Below are 18,402 nucleotides of genomic sequence, written 5' to 3'. Positions count from 1 at the left end.
AGCCGTCTGCTTCACCCACTCCAGCTGCTTCACCGCCTTCACCGGCGTCCCATTCACGCGAACTGCCGTCCCCGGAGGGCAGGGGGGATCTTCCATGAGCCCAGTAGTCATCGCCGTCATCGGAGTCGTCGTACTCCTCGTTCTGCTCGGCCTGGTGGTCATCACCCGGTACAAGGTCGCCGGGCCCAGCGAGGCGTTCATCGTCACCGGGCGGCGCGGCAAGCAGTCCACCGACCCGAGCACCGGTCAGGTCTTCACCGACAACAGCGGCCAGAAGGTCGTGGTCGGCGGCGGCGTGTTCGTGGTGCCGTTCGTCCAGCAGAAGTTCACCCTCGACCTGTCCAGCAGGCACATCCCGATCTCGGTGCGCGGCGCGGTGACGCTGCGCGGGGTGAAGGCCAACCTGGAAGGGGTCGCGATCGTCAAGGTCGGCGGCAACGAGGACTCGATCCGCGCCGCCGCCCAGCGGTTCCTCGCCCAGCAGGACGGCATCGTCGGCTTCACCCAGGAGGTGCTGTCGGGCGCGCTGCGCTCGATCGTGGGCCGGATGTCGGTGGAGGACATCATCCGGGACCGGGCCGCGTTCGCCGGTCAGGTCGCCGAGGAGGCCGAGGCGAGCCTGTCCGGACAGGGCCTGGTGCTGGATGCGTTCCAGATCCAGGACATCACCACCGAGGGCTCCTACCTGGAGGACCTGGGTCGCCCCGAGGCCGCCCGCGCCAAGCAGGAGGCCGACATCGCCGAGGCCGTCGCCCGACGGGCCGCCGAACAGGCGCGCCTGAAGGCGGAGGAGGAGATCGCGGTGGCCCAGCGGACCCTGTACCTGAAGCAGGCCGAGATCAAGGCGCAGACGGACGAGGCCGCCGCGCAGGCCAATGCGGCCGGTCCGCTGGCCGAGGCGGCACGCCGTCAGGAAGTCCTCGCGGAGCAGGAGAAGGTCGCCGCCCGACAGGCCGCGCTCACCGACCGCGAACTCGACACCCAGATCCGCAAGCCCGCCGACGCCGCCCGGTACCAGGCGGAGCAGGAGGCGGAAGCCCGACGGGTCGGCCTCGTCAAGGAGGCGGAGGCCGCGGCCGACCGGGCGCGGCTGACCGGTGAGGGTGAGAAGGCGCAGCGTGCGGCGCTGGCCGAGGCGGTGCGGATCGAGGGGCAGGCGGAGGCCGACGCGATCACCGCCCGGGGGACCGCCGAGGCCGACGCCATGCGCAAGAAGGCGGATGCGTTCGCCCAGTACGGCGAGGCCGCCGTCCTCCAGATGCTGGTCCAGGTACTGCCGGAGGTCGTGGGCAAGGCGTCCGAGCCGCTGAGCGCGGTGGAGAAGATGACCGTCATCTCCACGGACGGCGCCGGGCAGTTGTCGCGCACCGTGGCCGACAACGTCGCCCAGGGCGTGGAACTGCTCAGCGCCACGACCGGCGTCGACCTCGGGGCGCTGCTGAAGAACGCTGCGCGGAACGCCTCGCAGAACACCTCGGACGGCAACGCCCCGGGGGACGACGGGAAGATCCCGGTCACCGACTGACCGATGGCCAAGGACCGTCCGGGCCGACACGGGGGTGGGCCCGGACCCCTGCGGCGCCCTTCGCGGCGCCGAACAGGGTACGGGGGCGGTCACCGCGGGTGCGGTGACCGCCCCCGTACGCGTGTCCGGGTGGGCTACAGGCGCCAGCCGCGGTGGGTGTTGACCGTCTTGGTGTTGTCCCAGCGGAAGCGGAGTTGTTCGGCCGAGGCGCCGTCCGGGAGGGCGAACACCGCCCATGCGGTGACCTGTTCGCCGAGGAGCAGTTCTCCGTCGGCGTCCAGGGCCTCCCCTACGGTCAGTTTCTTGACGTCGGTCAGGGCCTTGTGCGCGCGGCCCTCGGAGTCCAGCACCGACAGGGACCTGGCCAGGATGCCGTCGTAGGTGTCCCAGCCGGTGTTGGCGATGGACACCTTCACGGCCTCCCAGTGCTGTCCGGCGGCGGGGGCCGTGCCGCCGCCCTTGGCGGGTAGGGCCCCGACGACCACGGACTTGGGGGTGACGGTGAGTTGGTACTGCGGCTCGTCGCCGTCGCCCGCGTCCGACCCGGGGGCGCTGAACCGGCGCCCGTCGCCCAGGTAGGCGGCACCGTACGCACCCGCCTGGTCCCGGACGCCCGCCGACACCGCGGCGTCGGCGCCCGAGAGGGGGCCCGCGGCCGGGGCGGCGGCGCCGCGGGCGCCGGGGGACGAGGAGGGTGCGGCGGTGTCCGTGCCGCCCTTCCCGCACCCCGTGCAGGCGAGAGCGATCAGGACGGCGGAGGCGCCCAATGCGCTGAGTGATCGATACACCACCGCATCATGACCCACGCCCCTGGCGTGACGGCCGAGGCATGGCTCCCCCGTTCGAGTGACTTTTCTGATGGAATCACCTGAGGTTCACTCTTTCCAGGTACCCCGGGCAGCGGCGTCCCGTGCGTAGGCGGAGAAATCGCGTGCCGGGCGGCCGAGCGCCTCCTCGACCCCGTGCACCACATGGGCGTTGCGTCCGCTGGTCATCAGGTCGACCAGTTCCAGGAAGTCCAGGGGCATCCCGGCGCCCTCCAGCACGGCGCGGAAGTCGTCCCGGGTCACGGCGACGTACCGGACCTCGCGGCCGACGGCCCGGGTGAGTTCCGCCGCGACCTCCGTGAAGTTCAGCAGCCGGGGTCCGGACAGCTCGTAGGTGCGCCCGATGTGCCGGTCGTCGGTCAGGGCCGCGACGACCACGTCGGCGATGTCGTCGACGTCCACGAACGGCTCCACCGAGTCTCCGACGGGGAGGGCTATCTCACCGGCGCGCACCGAGTCGACGAACATGCCCTCGTCGAAGTTCTGGGCGAACCAGCTGGCCCGGACCACCGTGAGGTCGACGCCGGAAGCGCGCACCGCGTCCTCGCTGCGGTGCGCCCCTTCCTCTCCGCGGCCCGACAGCAGCACCAGGCGCCGCACGCCCCGCTCGACGGCCGTCCGGGCGAAGGCCCCGACCGTTTCGGCCGCCCCGGGGAAGCCGAGGTCCGGGTAGTAGGTGAGGTACACCGCGCCCACCCCGTCCAGGGCGGCGTCCCAGGTGGCCGGCGACTCCCACCGGAAGGCCGGCTGGGCGGACCGCGACCCGATCCGCACCGGCAGCCCTCGTGCGGTGAGTCGCTCGGCCACCCGGCGTCCGGTCTTGCCCGTCCCGCCGATGACCAGGGTGGGCCGGCCGTCCGGGTCGGGGGCGCCGTGCGTCCGTTGCTCGCTGCTCATGTTCGTCGTCCTGTCTCCGTAGGGGCTTCCCGGCGGACCGTCCGCCGGGGTGGCCCGGGGTGCTCCGCGGGCCTGTGTCCAGCCAACCCCGCCGGGCCCCGGGCGGACCATGGCCGGGGAACTCACGCCCATGCGCGAGCGTCCAGACCCCGCACGTCCACCACCGTCGTGGGGCCGGGGTCACCGGTTCGGCCCACCCCCTCCTCCGTTCCGCCCCGTCCCGGCGGGGGCGTACGCCTATCCGGATCAAGCCGATCTGCGCGGCGCCCGGTCCGTTCCTACGGTGACTGAATGGTCATCAGATGTATCTCGCGCGCGGCCCTGGCCCGTTCCGTGGCACTCGCGCTCGGTGCCGCGCTGTTGTTGCCGGCGCCCGTGGCGGCGGCCAGGTCCCGGGAACCCGAGCCGCCGAAGCCGCGGCCGATGCCCGGGCGGACCCTGCTGGAACGTCCGGGCACCCAGGCCAACCCGGGCGGGCCGGGCACCCCCGCCCCGCCGGCCGGGCTGTCCGCGCTCTCGTGGCTCGTCGCGGACGCCCGTACCGGTGAGGTCCTCGCGGCCCGGGACGCGCACCGGAAGCTGCCGCCCGCCTCGACCCTCAAGGCGCTCTTCGCCGTGACGGTGCTGCCGCACGTCAAGGGCGGCTCCGCGCACACGGTCACGGACGAGGAACTCGCCGACATCGGCTCGGGCAGTTCGCTGGTGGGGGTGGAGGCGGGGTACCGGTACCGGGTCGAGGACCTGTGGCGGGGGGTGTTCCTGAGCTCCGGCAACGACGCCGTACGGGTCCTCTCGTCGCTGAACGGGGGCGTCGACGAGACGGTGCGCCAGATGCAGGCCAAGGCCCGTGAGCTGGGCGCGATGGACACCCGGGTCGTCTCCCCCGACGGGTACGACGCCGAGGGGCAGGTGTCCTCCGCCTACGACCTCGCCGTCATCGGACGGGAAGGACTCACCGACCCGGACTTCATCCGGTACGCCTCCACCAAGCTCGCGGACTTCCCCGGTGGCCGGGTCACCTTCCCCATCCAGAACACCAACCGCCTGCTCACCGGAGAGGACGGGGTCTCGGCGTACCGGGGGCTGATCGGGGTGAAGAACGGCTACACCACCCATGCGGGCTACACGCTGATCGCGGCGGCCGAGCGCGACGGACGGACCGTCATCACCACGGTGATGAACCCCCAGGACGGCGGCCACGCCGTGTACGAGGAGGCGCGGGAACTGCTCGACTGGGGGTTCGCGGCGATCGGCCGGGTGCGTCCGGTCGGTTCGCTGCTGCCCCCGCCGCCGCGGCCCGCGCCGGCTGCGGCCACCCGACCCGCGGCGGCCACGCCCCGGCCGCTGGCGGTGCCGGCGGCCGGGGCGGACGCCGCCGACGCCGAGTGGTCGACGGCGTCGTGGCTCGGCGGCAGCGCCCTGGTGCTGCTGACCGGTCTGACCGTCGTACGGGCCCGCCGGCGCGGCCGGGCCGAGCAGGAGTTCTGAGCCGGCGGGGCTCCGGAGCAGCGACCGCTGCTGCAACCGTCACGGGACGCCGTTCGTCTCAGGAGCACACAGGGGGAAACGACCGTCCTGGCGCAGTGCGCCGGGTGCACGGGGCACCACGGCACGGGCGCGTCCGCACCCCCACCGGGCACCGCACGACGAACAGGGGAACCAGGAATGCGCGTTCGTTCCGTACTCGCGGCCTCGGCCGTCACCACCTCCCTCGCCCTCCTCCTGCCCGCGACGCTCGCCGTCGCGGCCCCGCAGGACGCCCGGGCGACCCCCACCTGCCGCGAGGCCGGGGTGAAGGTGAAGGCGACCAAGACCGACCAGCGCACCATCGTCCGCATCACCGTCGAGAACACCACCCGCCGCACGTGTGTGGTCGACCACGTCCCGACGGTGACCTTCGGGAACCTGGACGGGGCCGCCCAACCGGTCCCGGCCACCACCAGCAGGCCGTACACGCTCCGCGCCGGGGCGAAGGCGCACGCCAAGGTCCGCACCGTCGAGCGGCCGGGCGACCCGTCCGCCCGGACCGTGCGGACGGTCTCCGTCGCCACCGACCCCGGCCACCGGGGCACGTCCTTCGGCGCCGGGGCCCTCGGCTCGCCGAACGGCGTCAAGGTCTACGAGCCGGTGACGACCTGGTGGCACGCGACGCAGGCCCTGGCCGACCGCGCGCTCCGTCGGGCCGGCTGACCGGGTCGGGACGTCTGACCCGTCCGGGCACCCCGCTAGCGCCCGGCGCCCGGACGGGTCACCCTGGTCGCAGCCGCCCGCCGAGGACGGCTGCGTACCGGGCGACCACCAGGAAGGGCCACGCCACATGAGCCAGCCGCGCGAGACCGTCACCGTCACCGACGTACCGGGTGAGCAGCGCTACGAGGCCCGCCTCGGTGACACCCTCGCGGGTTTCGCGCAGTACATCCGCACCTCCGAACTGATCGCCTTCGTCCACACGGAGGTGGACCCCGCGTTCGAGGGCCGCGGGATCGGCGGGGCGTTGGTGCGGGAATCGTTGGACGCGGCGCGGGCGGCCGGCGCCTCGGTACTGGCGGTGTGTCCGTTCTACTCGGGCTGGATCGCCCGGCACCCCGAGTACCGGGACCTGCTCTACACCCAACAGAGCAAGGTCAGCGACTGACGGCCCGGCGGGAGCGGAGCGAACGCCGTGAGCGGGGATCCGAAGGTCGGCCGGGAGCGGGACGACGGCCCCGGGGTGCGACTGTCGTCGGCCCGCGGGCGCTGGGTGCTCGCCTGCGTGGTGCTCGCCTCCGGGATGGCGATGCTGGACGGCACGGTCGTCACGGTGGCGCTGCCGCGGATGGGCCGCGACCTGAACGCCTCGCTGTCGGGTCTGCAATGGGTGGTCAACGCCTACATGCTGACGCTGTCGGCGCTGCTCCTGCTGGGCGGTGCCCTCGGTGACCGGATCGGCCGCAAGCGGACCCTGGTCATCGGCGTGGTGTGGTTCGCGGTGGCGTCCGCGCTGTGCGGGATCGCCCCCGACGACGCCACCCTGATCGTCGCCCGCGCCCTCCAGGGAGTGGGCGGCGCGCTGCTGACCCCCGGGTCACTGGCCCTGGTCCGTTCGACGTTCCACCCGGACGACCAGTCGCGTGCCGTGGGTGCGTGGTCGGGGCTGACCGGGGTCGCGGGCGCGCTCGGTCCGTTCCTCGGGGGATGGCTGATCGACGGGCCGGGCTGGCGCTGGATCTTCCTGATCAACGTGCCGCTGGCCGCCGTCGTCGTCGTGATCGCGGTGTGGCACGTGCCGGAGAGTCGTGACCCCGAAGCCGCCGGGCAACGCTTCGACCTGCTGGGCGCCTGTCTGGGCGCGCTGTGCCTCGCCGGCGTCAGCTACGCCCTCATCGGTGCGTCGGGGGGCCTGTCCGCGGCGGCGGTCACCCTGTCGGCCGCGGGGGGCGTGCTGGCCGGGATCGTGTTCCTCGTGGTGGAGCGGCGCACGGCGGCGCCCATGCTGCCCCTGTCGATCTTCCGGTCCCGGCTGTTCTCGGCCACCAACGCGATGACCCTGTGCCTGTACGCGGCGATCGGCGGCATCCTGTTCCTGCTGCCCGTGCAGTTGCAGACGGCGCTGGGCTGGAACGCGTTGGAAGCGGGAACGGCGACCCTGCCGATCACCGTGCTGATGCTGCTGTTGTCGGCGCGTGCCGGTGAGCTGACCCGACGGGTGGGACCGACGTTGCCCCTGGTCACCGGCCCGTTGGTCGCCGCGGTCGGGGTGCTGCTGATGGTGCGGGTGCGCCCCGGGTCGTCGTACGTGGCGGACGTGCTGCCCGCCGTGGTGGTGCTCGGCGTGGGCATGAGTCTGTTCGTCGCACCGCTGACGGCGACCGTGCTGGCGTCCGTGGACGCGACGCGCGCGGGACTCGCGAGCGGGGTCAACAACACGGCCGCGCGGATCGCGCAGTTCCTCGTGGTCGCCGCGTTGCCGCTCGCGGTGGGGCTCTCCGGGGACGCCTACACCTCGGCGGACGCCGTGAACACGTCGTTCCACCGGGCGGTGTTCGGCTGTGCGGGGCTCTTCGCCCTGGGGTCGCTCACCGCCGCGCTCCTGATCCGGCCGGTGTCCCCCCGGCTCCAGGACGCCCCCGCACCGCTGTGCAAGTCGAACATGGCGGCGAACTGCCCGCCGTTGGAGCCGGGCCCGCGCGCTCCGCAGCCGCAACGACGGGCACCGGACCCGGAACCCTGACCCCGCAAGGCCCGGCAAAAGCCGGGTCCGGGGACGAACGAACAGGCCACGGGCCCCACCGCTCGGGAAGGAGCGGTGGGGCCCGTGGCCGGCGGGGAGCGGATCAAGGAGGGGGGATCCGCCCACCACCCGTCAGGGGGGTGACTCAGTCACCGCGCTTGCGGGACGCCCGGAAGCGGCGGCGCAGGAGCGCGCCTCCGAGCAGGGCGAGCCCGGCGGGCGCCACCAGGGCCAACGGGTCGTCGGCCCCGGTCTGGGCGAGCGTCGCCGGACCCTCGGGGGCCTGGGTGCGCTCCTCCTCTTCCCGCTCCTGCTCCGGCACCACGGTCGCCGGAGGCTTGGCCTCCTGCTGCGGAGCGTGCTTCACCGGCTCCTTGACGGGCGGCTTCTCGGGCTTCGGTGCGACCGGGGGCTCCGGACGCACGGGGGGCTGCGGCGGCTTGGGTCCGGACACGTTCTCGGAGTGGTTGCCGAAGACCGGGTTCCCGACGCCCACGACGTTCACCGAGTTGCCGCTGACGTTGACGGGGAGGTCGATCGGCAACTGGACGCCGTTGCCCGAGATCACCCCCGGTGAGCCCACTGCGGCGCCCTCGGCCGTCGCGCCGCCGCCGTTCGAAGTACCGGATCCGACCTGCCCGCCGGGCGCCGCCGGGTCTCCGTACCCTCCAGGTGCCGCCGCGCTTCCCCCCTGGTTGGCGCACGTGTTGCCCGCCGCCGGATTGAGGAGACCGACCACGTTCACCGTGTTCCCGCACGCATTGACGGGGACGTGTACCGGCAGCTGGATCGTGTTCCCGGACACCGCACCGGGGGAGCCGACCGCCGCGCCGTCAGCCGCCGCGTCGGCGAACGCCGGTGCCGCACCGACGACGGCGCCTGAGGCGACGGCCGCGGCGATCAAGCCATTCCGGGCAACCCGCTTCATAGGTTCCCTGCCTTCCAGATCGTCTGCGGGCAGTCGCCCGCACTGGAGGAAACGCGAGAGAACGGTTCGAGTTATGGCCAATCAGGCTTTCACCCCATTGGGCTATCAGACGGTCGAACTGACCCACGTCGCCCTCACGAGCGATCACCTGTGCGAGAAACGCACCGGCCCGCGAGGGGCACGGTGCCCACGGCTCGCTGGGCGCGCTCCCCCGGACGGGCGCCGCGCATCGCCCAGGACGAGCACCCGTCCCCCATCGGGGGACGGGTGCTCGCCTGCCTCTGCTCGGGTCGGCGTCGCCGTGCGCCCGGATCAGCCCACCGCCCCGCGGACGACGCGCGCCAACGCCATCGCCGCGTCCTCCTCGACGCCGGTGCGGAACTCCCGTTCGTAGCTCTCGTCACCCAGTGCCTCGCGGGCCGCGCGTTCGCACTCCTCGCGGATCGGGCCCAGTTCCGGGGTGCCGCGCTGTGCGTGGCCCACCCCCCGCCAGAACGCGAGCCCGGTGCCGGCGAGCCGGGCGGCAGAATCGTTCTCGCCGCCGGCCGCCAGCGCGGCGGCCAACAGGTCGAGGCCGAGCGCGATGCCGAAGCTGTCGCCGAGCCGACGCTTGCCGTCGAGCATCGCCCGGGCGTGCTCCGCGGCCTCCCGGGGCCGGTCCTGGAACAGGGCGATCAACGACAGTTGGTAGTACGTGTAGTTGCGGGCCCAGTACTCGCCGCGCGCCACGCACCCCCGGCGCAGCCGCTCCGCCTCCTGCGCCGCACGGTCCAACTCCCCGCCACCGGTCAGGGCGAAGATCCGCACCAGGTGGCAGCGGAGCACCGACGCCGAGGCGAACGGGCCGTCCGGTGCGGTGGCCAGGGCCCGGTCGGCGACCTCTTCCGCGGCCGTCGGACGGCCAGACAGCAGATGGGTGATGCCCAGGAGGTAGGCGGCCGAGCGGCGGCCCTCCAGGTCGTCGTCGCGATCGGCCTCCCGGGCGCACGACTCCCCCAGCATCCTCGCCTTGTCGTGCTCGCCCTGGAGCAACGCACAGCAGCCGAGCGCCCACTGGGCCCGGGTACGCGTCGGACCGGGCACGCCGTACTGGGCGAGTGCGGACTCCAGGTAGCCGCGGGCCTCGTGGAGGTGGCCGCAGCAGGCCCAGAAGAAGCCGACCCGGGAGGCCATCTCGGTGGCCGCGTGCGGATCGTTGGCCAACAGGTGGTCGAGCGCCCCGCACACGTCCGGATGTGCGGCGGCGAGCCTGCGGTACCAGCCCGCCTGGCCGGGGCCGAGCCACCCGTCGTCGGCCCGGCGGACCAGGTTCAGGAAGGCCCGGGCGTGCCGTCCCTCGGCGGCCTTCTCCTCGCCGAGTTCGGCCAACCACATCCGGCCGTACTCGCGGACGGTGTCCAACATCCTGAAGCCGTTGCCCCGCCGGGACACCACCGACTTGGCGACCAGCCCCGCCAGCGCGGGCGCCACCGCGTCGGCGTCCAGCGGCCCGCCCGCGCAGACGGCCCGGGCCGCGGACTCGTCGAAGGTGCCGCGCAGCACGGACAGCCGGGCCCACAACAGCCGTTCGAGCGGGGCGCACAGTTCGTGGCTCCAGCCGATGGCGGTGCGCAGGGACTGGTGCCGGGCGGGGCGCACCGGCTCCGCGGTGTCGAGGGCGGAGAGCGCGGTGCGCAGTTGTTCGGCGACCTCCTCGACGGTGCCGTTGCGCAGTTGGGCGCCGGCGAGTTCCAGGGCGAGCGGGATGCCGTCGAGCCGTCGGCAGATGGCCGCGACCGCCCTGGACGGCCCGGGGCCTTCGAGGCGGATGGTGGGGTTGGCGGCGCGCGCCCGGTCGACGAACAGGGTGAGCGCGTCGCCGTCCCGGGGCAGGGGACCGACCTCGAAGCGCAGTTCCCCGGGGATGCCGACGGGTTGGCGGCTGGTCGCCAGGATGGTCACGTCCGGACAGGCCGTCAGCAGGTCGCCGACGAGGTCACGACAGGCGTCGACCAGGTGTTCGCAGGAATCCAGGACCAGCAGCATGCGTTTGTCGGCGAGCCATGCGCACAGGGCGTCGGCCGGCATCCGCGGCGTGTGGTCCGCGAGCCCGGAGGCGTCGGAGACCGTGGCCGCGAGCAGCCGTTCGTCCTGGAGCGGCGACAGGTCGGCCCAGGCGACCGCTTCGGGCGGACCGAGGATCCCGGTGGTGACGGCGTGCAGGGCGAGCCTGGACTTGCCGACGCCTCCGGGACCGGTCAGCGTCACCATGCGGTGTCCCGCGAACGCATCGACCAGCCGGGCCAGCTCGGACTTGCGTCCGACGAAGCTCGTGGACTCATCAGGAGTGCTTCCCACCACGGGGAACAGTGTGGACCAGCTCACACCGCTGTGCACCGTCCGTCGGGAAAAGCAGCCGGAAACGGTCACGGCGTGCCCGGAGTTGACCGATACCTGTTCTGGCCGGGTCCGGGCTTGCCGATCGCCGTATGAGGGAAAGTGACCGGTTGCGGACGGACGGGATCTCCACGCCCGGTGCGGGGAGGGTGTCCGCCGTCCCCCGGGCCACCGGTCATCCGGGCCGACCGGCCCCCTGCGAGAGGAGTGGTCAGCATGCACGTGCAGTGGCGCAGCAGCGGTCGTGCGACCCGTGCCGAATTCGTCCTGCCCAAGGGTCGGGCCTCCCCGAGACGGGCCCGGTGGTTCATCCGGGCGCTGCTCGCCCAGGGGCCGGACCGTACTCCGGGGCAGCTCCAGGACGCCCAGCTCGTCGTCTCGGAGCTCGTCGCCAACGCGACCAGGGCGGCCCGGCGCCCGTGCCGGCTGAGCCTGCACGTGAACGACCGCGAGCTCACCGTCCAGGTGCAGGACGACAGTCCGGGCCGGCCGGTGCTCCGCCCGCCGTCCGCGTCCGCCGAGTCCGGGCGGGGTCTCGCCCTGGTGCACGCGCTGTCCCGGCACCTGAGCGTGGTGGACGACCGGCGGGGCGGCAAGACGGTGCGGGCGGTGCTGGCGCTGGACTGACCGTCCGGGTCACGGACCGGGGCGGCTCCGCCCGGCAGTCCGTTCGGCAGTCCGCCCGGCGGTCAGGCTTCCACGGACACGGAGGTCGGGGTCCGGTCGGCCCGGTGGCGCACGACCGGCCAGTAGCCGTCCGGGAAGTGGTCGCCCGAGGTGTCGTCGAAGTGCACCTCGAAGTCGCCCGACCGGTAGACCACCAGGGCGCCCGGACACAGCGCGTCCTTGAACCGCCGTTCGTCGTCGGCGGTCTCGGTGCCGTCGCGTCCCCAGGACCACAGGAACTCCCGGCCGGCCGCCTCGACCGGGGCGAAGCCGGCGACCAGGTCCCGGGCGTGCGGGAGGAGTTCGGTGACCTTCTCGACGCCCGCGCCGTCGAAGGTCAAGCGCACCTCCTGGTCGCCGAGGACGAGGTCGGTCCCGTACCCGCCGGCGCCCCTGGCGTAGCCGATCGTGCCGAGCACCGCGTCGTGCACCGCGGGCGTGCGCCCGGGCGTCCAGGAACGGTCGGGCAGGAGCGCGGTGGCGAGGAACGCCTCGGTCAACCGGACCTCGTACCGCGGGTCGTCGTCGGGCGGCAGCAGCAGGACGTGGGTGGCGAACTGTTCGGGGGTGGCGCGCACGGTGCGACCGTCCGCGGCGCGGACGGTGAAGTGGGTCGCGTCATGGGTGAGGTGTTCCACCCGGAACGTCCGCGGCAGCGCGACCCGCGTGACGGTTCCGCCGCCGGAGGGCCCCACGGCGGCCAGTACGGCCTGCTGCTCGCCGTCGGACCCGGTGCCCACCCGGAAGACGGCGGACAGTTCCGTTCCCACGCTCAGCGCCCGGGCGCCCCGTCGCAGGGAGTCCAGGCTGACCCCGTCCCCCCGCAGCGCCCCGGCGAAGGCTTTCAGCTCGTGCACCACGACCTCCCCGGGCCGCAGCATATCCGCCCCGCTGCCGGGCCCGGGAGCGCTCGCCCCCGGGCCCGGCCGGGGCCGGGGGTGCGGTTCAGTGCCCGCGCCGGAGCCAGGCGTCGAGGTGCGGGGCCTCCGCGCCGATGGTGGTGGAGTCGCCGTGCCCGGTGCGCACCACCGTGTCGGCGGGCAGGGTGAGCAGACGGTCCCTGATGGAGGCGACGATCGTCGGGAAGTCGCTGAAGGACCGGCCGGTGGCTCCGGGCCCGCCCGCGAAAAGGGTGTCCCCGGTGAACACGGTGCTCAGCTGGGGGGCGTGCAGGCTGACGGCGCCCCGGCAGTGCCCGGGGGTGTGCAGCACCCGCACGACGGTGCCCGCGACCGTGATCTCCTGCCCGTCGGTCAGGTCGCCGTCGGGCGCCCGATCGGGGTGGGTGAGCCGCCACAGTTCGGTGTCGTCGGGGTGCAGCAGGACCGGCGCGCCGGTGCGGTCGGCGAGTGCGGGGGCCGCGTCGACGTGGTCGTCGTGGGCGTGGGTGCAGACGATCGCGACGAGTCGACGGTCGCCGACCGCCTCGGCGATCGCGTCGGCGTCGTGGGCCGCGTCGATGACCAGGGCCTCGGTGTCGTCGCCGATGATCCAGACGTTGTTGTCGACGTCCCAGGTCCCGCCGTCCAGCGAGAACGTGCCGGAGGTGACGAGGTGTTCGATGCGCGCGGTCATCACAGCACCACCACCGAACGCAGTACGTCGCCCTGGCTCATCCGGGTGAACGCGGCTTCCACGTCGTCGAGGGTGATGGTCTCGGTGACGAACGCGTCGAGGTCGAGCCGGCCCTGGAGGTACAGGTCGATCAGGATCGGGAAGTCCCGGGAGGGGAGGCAGTCCCCGTACCAGGAGGACTTGAGGGAGCCGCCGCGGCCGAAGACGTCGAGCAGCGGGAGGTCGATGCGCATCTCGGGGGTGGGGACGCCGACCAGGACGACGGTGCCCGCGAGGTCACGGGCGTAGAAGGCCTGTTCGTAGGTCTCCGGACGGCCGACGGCGTCGATCACCACATCGGCGCCGTGACCGCCGGTGAGTTCCCGTACGGCTTCGACGGGGTCGGTGGTGCGGGAGTTGACGGTGTGGGTGGCGCCCAGGGTGCGTGCCGTCTCCAGTTTGCGGTCGTCGATGTCCACGGCGACGATCCGGGCGGCTCCGGCGAGCCGGGCGCCGAGGACGGCGGCCGCGCCGACCCCGCCGCAGCCGATGACGGCGACCGAGTCGCCCCGGCCCACTCCCCCGGTGTTGATGGCGGCGCCGATGCCGGCCATCACTCCGCAGCCGAGCAGGCCGGCGGCGGCCGGCGAGGCGGCCGGGTCGACCTTGGTGCACTGGCCGGCGGCGACCAGGGTCTTCTCGGCGAACGCGCCGATGCCGAGGGCCGGGGAGAGTTCGGTGCCGTCGGTCAGGGTCATCCGCTGGCGGGCGTTGTGGGTGTCGAAGCAGTACCAGGGGCGTCCGCGTCGACAGGCGCGGCACTGGCCGCACACGGCGCGCCAGTTGAGGACGACGAAGTCCCCGGGGGCGATCTCGGTGACGCCCTCGCCGACGGACTCCACGGTTCCGGCGGCCTCGTGGCCGAGGAGGAAGGGGAAGTCGTCGTTGATGCCGCCCTCCCGGTAGTGCAGGTCCGTGTGGCAGACCCCGCTGGTCTGCACCTTGACCACCGCTTCACCGGGGCCCGGGTCGGGCACGTTGATCGTCTCGATGCGGACCGGCTCGCCCTTCGCCCGTGCGACGACGCCCCGCACCTGTTGCGTACCCATGTCCGTCCCCAATCCGTTCCGTGATGCGCGTGCCGCCCGGTCCTCGGGGGCCGCCCGTCCGGCCCCTCGGGCCCGACCCCTGGAGCGTACGTTCCCGCAGGCGGGGGCGGCACCCGGGGGCGGGTGGGCGGGCCGTCGGGCTCCCGGCGCGGATCTAGGGTGGGTGGATGCGTGATCCTTCGACGGGCTCCCCCGGTACCGGTCGCCGTCCGGCGGCGCTGGCGGCCGACACCCTGCTCCCGGTCAACGGGGGGCTCGCGGCAGCCCTGGTGCTGCTCCTGGTGGTGGCCGCTGCGGTGGCCGCGGTGTACCGGCTGGCGCCCGACGGGTCGCGGTCGCGGGCCCGGGAGGTCGCGGTCGCGGGAGGGCGGGCCACCGCGCAACTCGCGGCCGTGTCGCTGGTGATCGGCTGGGTGGTGCAGTACCTGGCGGCGACGACCGCGTTCCTGCTGCTGATGTGCGCGGTCGCCACCCGTACCGCGGGACGGCGGCTCACCGCGGGCCGCGGCTGGTGGTGGGCGGCGGTGCCCGTCGTGGCACCGGTGGCACCGCTGGTCGCGCTGCTCCTGGCCACCGGGCTGCTGCCCGCCCGCGGCATCGCGATGATCCCGGTGACGGGCATCCTGATCGGGGGCGCGCTGACCGCGACGGTACTGGCGGGGCGACGGGCGCTGGCCGAGTTGACGGCCCGCGCCGGGGAGGTCGAGGCGTGTCTGGCCCTGGGCTTCCTGGAACGCGAGGCCCGGTTGGAGATCGCCCGGCCGGCCGCGTCCGACGCGTTGCTGCCCGGACTCGACCAGACCCGGACCGTGGGTCTGGTCACCTTGCCGGGCGCGTTCGTGGGCATGCTGTTGGGCGGGGCGTCCCCGGTCCTCGCGGGGGCGGTGCAACTGTTCGTGCTGATCGCGCTGATGGCGGTCCAGGCGCTGGCCGTGGCGTGCACCGTGGAACTCGTGGCCCGGGGGCGGCTGCGTCGACCCTCGGCGCACGGAACCGCACCGTCCGCCCGTTCGTGATACCAGCGGGGACCCCGCCCGCCGGACGGGCGGCGGGGCCGACGCAGCAGACGAGCCAGCAGAGGGGAGCCGGCATGGCCACGAGCGCCGCCCGGATCGACGGGGACGCAACTGTACTGGGAGGGGTCCGGGTGCGGTTCGTCCGTACCCTCAGGCTGCCGGAGACGGGGACGCACCCGCTCCCGCCCGGCCTCGGCACCTTCCCGATCCGACGGGTGGAGGACTACGCCGGGTCGGTGCCGCCCGAGTGGCTGGCCAAGGGCGGGGTGATGCTGCCGGTGTACCTGCGCGAGGCGATGTGGCTGAGCTTCTCGGGCACGGTGGAGCCGTCCGCCCTCCAGGTGGGGGTGGGCAAGGTGTGCGCGGTCTCCGGGAGGCCGTGGAGCAGCACCCTGGGACGGCGTCCGCAGAACTACCTGGTGCTGCCGCGGCAGCCGTGGCTCGACGGGATCAACTCCGGCAGGGGAACGGTGCGTCAGTTCGTCGCGGTGCCGCTGGGCCTGGGGGCGACGGTCGAGGGCCAGGTCACCGGCGAGGAGACGGTGGGCGGCGTGCAGCTCCAGGCGTTCGGGCTCGGCGACGCGGCCCGGCGCGCGTGGGAGGCGGAACGCGCGGCGGCCCGGCAGCGGACCACCGCGGCGTACGGGGCCGTGGGATCGGCGCTGCCCGCGCCGGGCGGCCCGCCGCCTGCGGGTGCGGGTGCCCCGCAGACTCGGGGCGGTCCGCCGCAGCGGGCCGCGGCGATGGGCCTGGGCGCGGGCGGGTCGATGCGGCAGCAGGTGTTCCAGGACGACCGGCCGCTCACCGACTGGGCCCGGGAGCCCTCGGCCCGCACGTTCGTGCATCTGGTGACGGCACCCCAGTGGCGGCAGATCACCGGTGAGCGGCCTCCCGCGTCCCCGGTGGACCGGGCCGCGTACACGGCCGCCGGACTGCCCTGGTTCGACTACTACGACGAGGACGCGGCGGCGGTGGACCTGGCGCCCGCGGACCCCCTCCGGGCGGTCAAGCCGGTCGGCGACTGGATCGGCGACGACCACGAGCCCTGGCAGGCGCCGGGCGCCCCGCAGATCAAGCCGCTCGGCGATCCCCGGCCGGGCCGTCCGGTGGCGGACGGCGACTGGTGAGCCCGCGCCCCTGAGCCGCGGTCCGGGGCCGGCGACCGCGGGTCGCCGGCCCCCCGTCGGGGGCGACGGCTCGCGCGGAGCCCGGTCCCGTCGCAGGATGGCCGCATGCTGCTCGCCCGACTCGCCCAGGTGTCCCGGGACGTCGGCGCCACCTCGGCCCGGACCCGGAAGGTCGCGCTGCTCGCGGAGCTGTTCCGGGAGACGGATCCGCAGGACGCGCCGGTGGTCGTCACGTACCTCGCGGGGCGGCTGCCGCAGGGGCGGATCGGCGTGGGCTGGAGCGTGCTGCGGGACCGGGTGACGCCCGCCGCGCAGCCGCAGCTCACCGTGCGGGCGGTGGACTCCGCGCTGACCTCGCTGGCCGCCGTGTCCGGGGCGGGGGCCCGGGCCACTCGGGTGCGGCTGGTCGGGGAGCTGTTCGGTGCGGCCACCGAGGAGGAACAGCGGTTCCTGCGCGGGCTGCTGAGCGGTGAGCTCCGGCAGGGGTCGCTGGACGCGCTCGCCGTGGAGGGCCTGGCCGGCGCCACGAACACGCCCCCTCAGGCGGTGCGCCGCGCGGTGATGCTCGCGGGTTCCCTGCCGGACGTGGCGGGGGCGCTGCTCGCCGACGGCCCCGGGGCGCTGGACGTGTTCCGGCTCACGGTGGGTCGGCCGGTGCTGCCGATGCTCGCCGGGAGCGCGCCCTCGGCGGGTGCGGCGGTGGACCGGCTCGACGGGCCGTGCGCGGTGGAGGAGAAGCTGGACGGCATCCGGGTGCAGGTGCACCGGGACGGCGACACGGTACGGGTGTTCACCCGGACCCTCGACGAGATCACCGGCCGGCTCCCCGAACTCGTCACCCTGGTACTGGAGTTGCCCGGCGAGCGGTTCATCCTGGACGGTGAGGTGCTCGCCCTGGGCGCCGACGGACGGCCCCGGTCGTTCCAGGAGACCGCGGGCCGGGTGGGCTCCCGGGCGGACGTGGCGTCGGCGGCGCGGTCGACCCCGCTGTCGCCGGTCTTCTTCGACCTCCTCGCGGTCGACGGCCGTGAGCTGGTGGACCTGCCGCTGGAACGCCGGCACGAGGAGTTGGCCCGGCTGGTGCCGGCCGCCGCGCGGGTCCGGCGCACGGTGGTGGACCCCGGTCCGGACGGGGGTTCCCCGGCCCGGACCGCCGCGGAGGCGTTCCTGACGGCGGCCTTGGACCGCGGCCAGGAGGGCGTGGTCGTCAAGGCGCTCTCCGCCCCGTACAGCGCGGGCCGCCGGGGCGCGTCCTGGCTGAAGGTGAAACCGGTGCACACCCTGGACCTGGTGGTCCTGGCGGCGGAGTGGGGACACGGCAGACGGACCGGGAAGCTGTCGAACCTGCACCTGGGCGCGCGCCGGCCCGACGGCACCTTCGCGATGTTGGGCAAGACGTTCAAGGGGCTCACCGACGAGATGTTGGCCTGGCAGACCGCGCACCTGTCGGGGATCGCCGTCAGCGACGACGGGTTCGTGGTGACGGTCCGGCCGGAGACCGTGGTGGAGGTCGCCTTCGACGGGCTCCAGCGGTCGAGCCGCTACCCGGCCGGGGTGACCCTGCGCTTCGCGCGGGTGGTGCGGTACCGGGAGGACAAGTCGGCCGACCAGGCCGACACGGTGGAGTCGGTGCTCGCGGTCGCCGGGACGCCGACGGGCAGGGGGCCGACGGGATGACGGTGAAGCGCAGCGCGGGCCTGTTGCTCTTCCGGCACCGCCCGGGTGGCCCCGAGGTGTTGCTCGGGCACATGGGCGGGCCGCTGTGGGCGCGCCGGGACGCCGGGGCGTGGAGCGTGCCGAAGGGCGAGTACGTGCCGCCGGAGGAGGCGTGGGACGCGGCCCGGCGGGAGTTCCAGGAGGAGTTGGGACTCCCGCCGCCGTCCGGTGCGGCGGTCCCGCTCGGCGAGAGCACCCAGGCGAACGGGAAGGTCGTCACCGTCTGGGCCGTTGAAGCGGACCTGGACCCGGCGGATGTGGTGCCCGGCACGTTCACCATGGAATGGCCACCTCGGTCCGGCCGTACCGGTACCTTCCCGGAGCTGGACCGGGTCGCCTGGTTCGGCATCGACGCCGCACACGAGGCGCTGGTGAAGGGCCAGCGGGTGTTCCTCGACCGGTTGACCGCATCGCCGGGGCCCTGACGACGGGCACCGCGTTGCGGTGCGGT

Annotated in this window: 17 protein-coding genes; 10 read left to right on the top strand and 7 right to left on the bottom strand. The window is 74.1% G+C overall.

The window, feature by feature from the left end; genetic code table 11:
- The first annotated feature begins 94 nt into the window (after nucleotides 1-94).
- Nucleotides 95-1,525 (top strand): SPFH domain-containing protein, encoded by a 1,431-nt coding sequence (locus ACFYOU_RS27920; RefSeq protein WP_391309356.1) that lies wholly within the window; start codon nucleotides 95-97, stop codon nucleotides 1,523-1,525.
- Between the two features lie 134 nt (nucleotides 1,526-1,659).
- On the opposite strand, the gene ACFYOU_RS27915 is transcribed toward ACFYOU_RS27920, so the two are convergent.
- Together ACFYOU_RS27915 and ACFYOU_RS27910 are read right to left on the bottom strand one after the other, a co-directional pair.
- Nucleotides 1,660-2,313, bottom strand: a complete 654-nt coding sequence (locus ACFYOU_RS27915; RefSeq protein ID WP_391309354.1) for a hypothetical protein — start codon at nucleotides 2,311-2,313, stop codon at nucleotides 1,660-1,662.
- A gap of 87 nt (nucleotides 2,314-2,400) precedes the next feature.
- Entirely contained in the window at nucleotides 2,401-3,249 is an 849-nt protein-coding gene (locus ACFYOU_RS27910; protein WP_391309353.1) for an NAD(P)H-binding protein, read from the bottom strand.
- A 291-nt stretch (nucleotides 3,250-3,540) separates the two neighbouring features.
- On the opposite strand from ACFYOU_RS27910, the gene ACFYOU_RS27905 reads away from it, so the two are divergent.
- From ACFYOU_RS27905 to ACFYOU_RS27890, 4 genes are all read left to right on the top strand, one after another.
- Nucleotides 3,541-4,737, top strand: a complete 1,197-nt coding sequence (locus tag ACFYOU_RS27905) for a serine hydrolase (RefSeq protein ID WP_391309352.1) — start codon at nucleotides 3,541-3,543, stop codon at nucleotides 4,735-4,737.
- Between the two features lie 177 nt (nucleotides 4,738-4,914).
- Nucleotides 4,915-5,439: a DUF4232 domain-containing protein gene (locus ACFYOU_RS27900; RefSeq protein ID WP_391309351.1), complete on the top strand. Its 525-nt coding sequence runs from the start codon at nucleotides 4,915-4,917 to the stop codon at nucleotides 5,437-5,439.
- Nucleotides 5,440-5,566: 127 nt separating this feature from the next.
- A complete protein-coding gene (locus ACFYOU_RS27895) occupies nucleotides 5,567-5,884 on the top strand; it encodes a GNAT family N-acetyltransferase (RefSeq protein ID WP_391309350.1) in 318 nt (105 codons plus the stop codon).
- Nucleotides 5,885-6,019: 135 nt separating this feature from the next.
- Complete coding sequence (locus ACFYOU_RS27890) at nucleotides 6,020-7,459, top strand: MFS transporter (RefSeq protein ID WP_389768426.1); 1,440 nt, start codon at nucleotides 6,020-6,022, stop codon at nucleotides 7,457-7,459.
- Between the two features lie 145 nt (nucleotides 7,460-7,604).
- Here the strand turns inward: ACFYOU_RS27890 and ACFYOU_RS27885 are convergent, their stop codons facing one another.
- Both ACFYOU_RS27885 and ACFYOU_RS27880 read right to left on the bottom strand, forming a co-directional pair.
- Nucleotides 7,605-8,387 carry a chaplin family protein gene (locus tag ACFYOU_RS27885; RefSeq protein ID WP_391309348.1) on the bottom strand — a complete coding sequence of 261 codons (783 nt, stop codon included), beginning with the start codon at nucleotides 8,385-8,387 and terminating at the stop codon, nucleotides 7,605-7,607.
- 312 nt (nucleotides 8,388-8,699) lie between these two features.
- Entirely contained in the window at nucleotides 8,700-10,727 is a 2,028-nt protein-coding gene (locus ACFYOU_RS27880; protein WP_389768336.1) for an ATP-binding protein, read from the bottom strand.
- Nucleotides 10,728-10,979: 252 nt separating this feature from the next.
- Between ACFYOU_RS27880 and ACFYOU_RS27875 the strand changes: the two genes are divergently transcribed.
- Nucleotides 10,980-11,390, top strand: a complete 411-nt coding sequence (locus ACFYOU_RS27875) for an ATP-binding protein (RefSeq protein WP_389768334.1) — start codon at nucleotides 10,980-10,982, stop codon at nucleotides 11,388-11,390.
- Between the two features lie 62 nt (nucleotides 11,391-11,452).
- On the opposite strand, the gene ACFYOU_RS27870 is transcribed toward ACFYOU_RS27875, so the two are convergent.
- The 3 genes from ACFYOU_RS27870 to ACFYOU_RS27860 form a co-directional block, all read right to left on the bottom strand.
- A complete protein-coding gene (locus tag ACFYOU_RS27870) occupies nucleotides 11,453-12,286 on the bottom strand; it encodes a hypothetical protein (protein ID WP_391309346.1) in 834 nt (277 codons plus the stop codon).
- 88 nt (nucleotides 12,287-12,374) lie between these two features.
- Nucleotides 12,375-13,004 carry an MBL fold metallo-hydrolase gene (locus ACFYOU_RS27865; protein ID WP_391309344.1) on the bottom strand — a complete coding sequence of 210 codons (630 nt, stop codon included), beginning with the start codon at nucleotides 13,002-13,004 and terminating at the stop codon, nucleotides 12,375-12,377.
- Nucleotides 13,004-14,092 carry an S-(hydroxymethyl)mycothiol dehydrogenase gene (locus ACFYOU_RS27860; protein ID WP_389768328.1) on the bottom strand — a complete coding sequence of 363 codons (1,089 nt, stop codon included), beginning with the start codon at nucleotides 14,090-14,092 and terminating at the stop codon, nucleotides 13,004-13,006. The genes ACFYOU_RS27865 and ACFYOU_RS27860 overlap by 1 nt, the downstream gene beginning before the upstream one ends.
- 167 nt (nucleotides 14,093-14,259) lie before the next feature.
- Here ACFYOU_RS27860 and ACFYOU_RS27855 point away from each other — a divergent pair, with 167 nt between their 5' ends.
- The 4 genes from ACFYOU_RS27855 to ACFYOU_RS27840 all read left to right on the top strand — a co-directional run bounded on the left by ACFYOU_RS27855 (nucleotide 14,260) and on the right by ACFYOU_RS27840 (nucleotide 18,376).
- On the top strand, nucleotides 14,260-15,108 hold the full coding sequence (locus ACFYOU_RS27855) for an ABC transporter permease (RefSeq protein WP_391309341.1): 849 nt from the start codon (nucleotides 14,260-14,262) through the stop codon (nucleotides 15,106-15,108).
- Between the two features lie 74 nt (nucleotides 15,109-15,182).
- Nucleotides 15,183-16,235 carry a hypothetical protein gene (locus tag ACFYOU_RS27850; protein ID WP_391309340.1) on the top strand — a complete coding sequence of 351 codons (1,053 nt, stop codon included), beginning with the start codon at nucleotides 15,183-15,185 and terminating at the stop codon, nucleotides 16,233-16,235.
- Nucleotides 16,236-16,340: 105 nt separating this feature from the next.
- Nucleotides 16,341-17,912, top strand: coding sequence for an ATP-dependent DNA ligase (locus tag ACFYOU_RS27845; protein WP_391309338.1), 1,572 nt, complete (start codon nucleotides 16,341-16,343; stop codon nucleotides 17,910-17,912).
- Complete coding sequence (locus tag ACFYOU_RS27840; protein ID WP_389768320.1) at nucleotides 17,909-18,376, top strand: NUDIX domain-containing protein; 468 nt, start codon at nucleotides 17,909-17,911, stop codon at nucleotides 18,374-18,376. The genes ACFYOU_RS27845 and ACFYOU_RS27840 overlap by 4 nt, the downstream gene beginning before the upstream one ends.
- The last annotated feature ends 26 nt before the right edge of the window (nucleotides 18,377-18,402 follow it).

Origin of the sequence: Streptomyces sp. NPDC005955 (assembly GCF_042871255.1) — a bacterium.
GTDB lineage: Bacteria > Actinomycetota > Actinomycetes > Streptomycetales > Streptomycetaceae > Streptomyces.
This window is presented reverse-complemented; position numbering and strand designations above follow the sequence as displayed.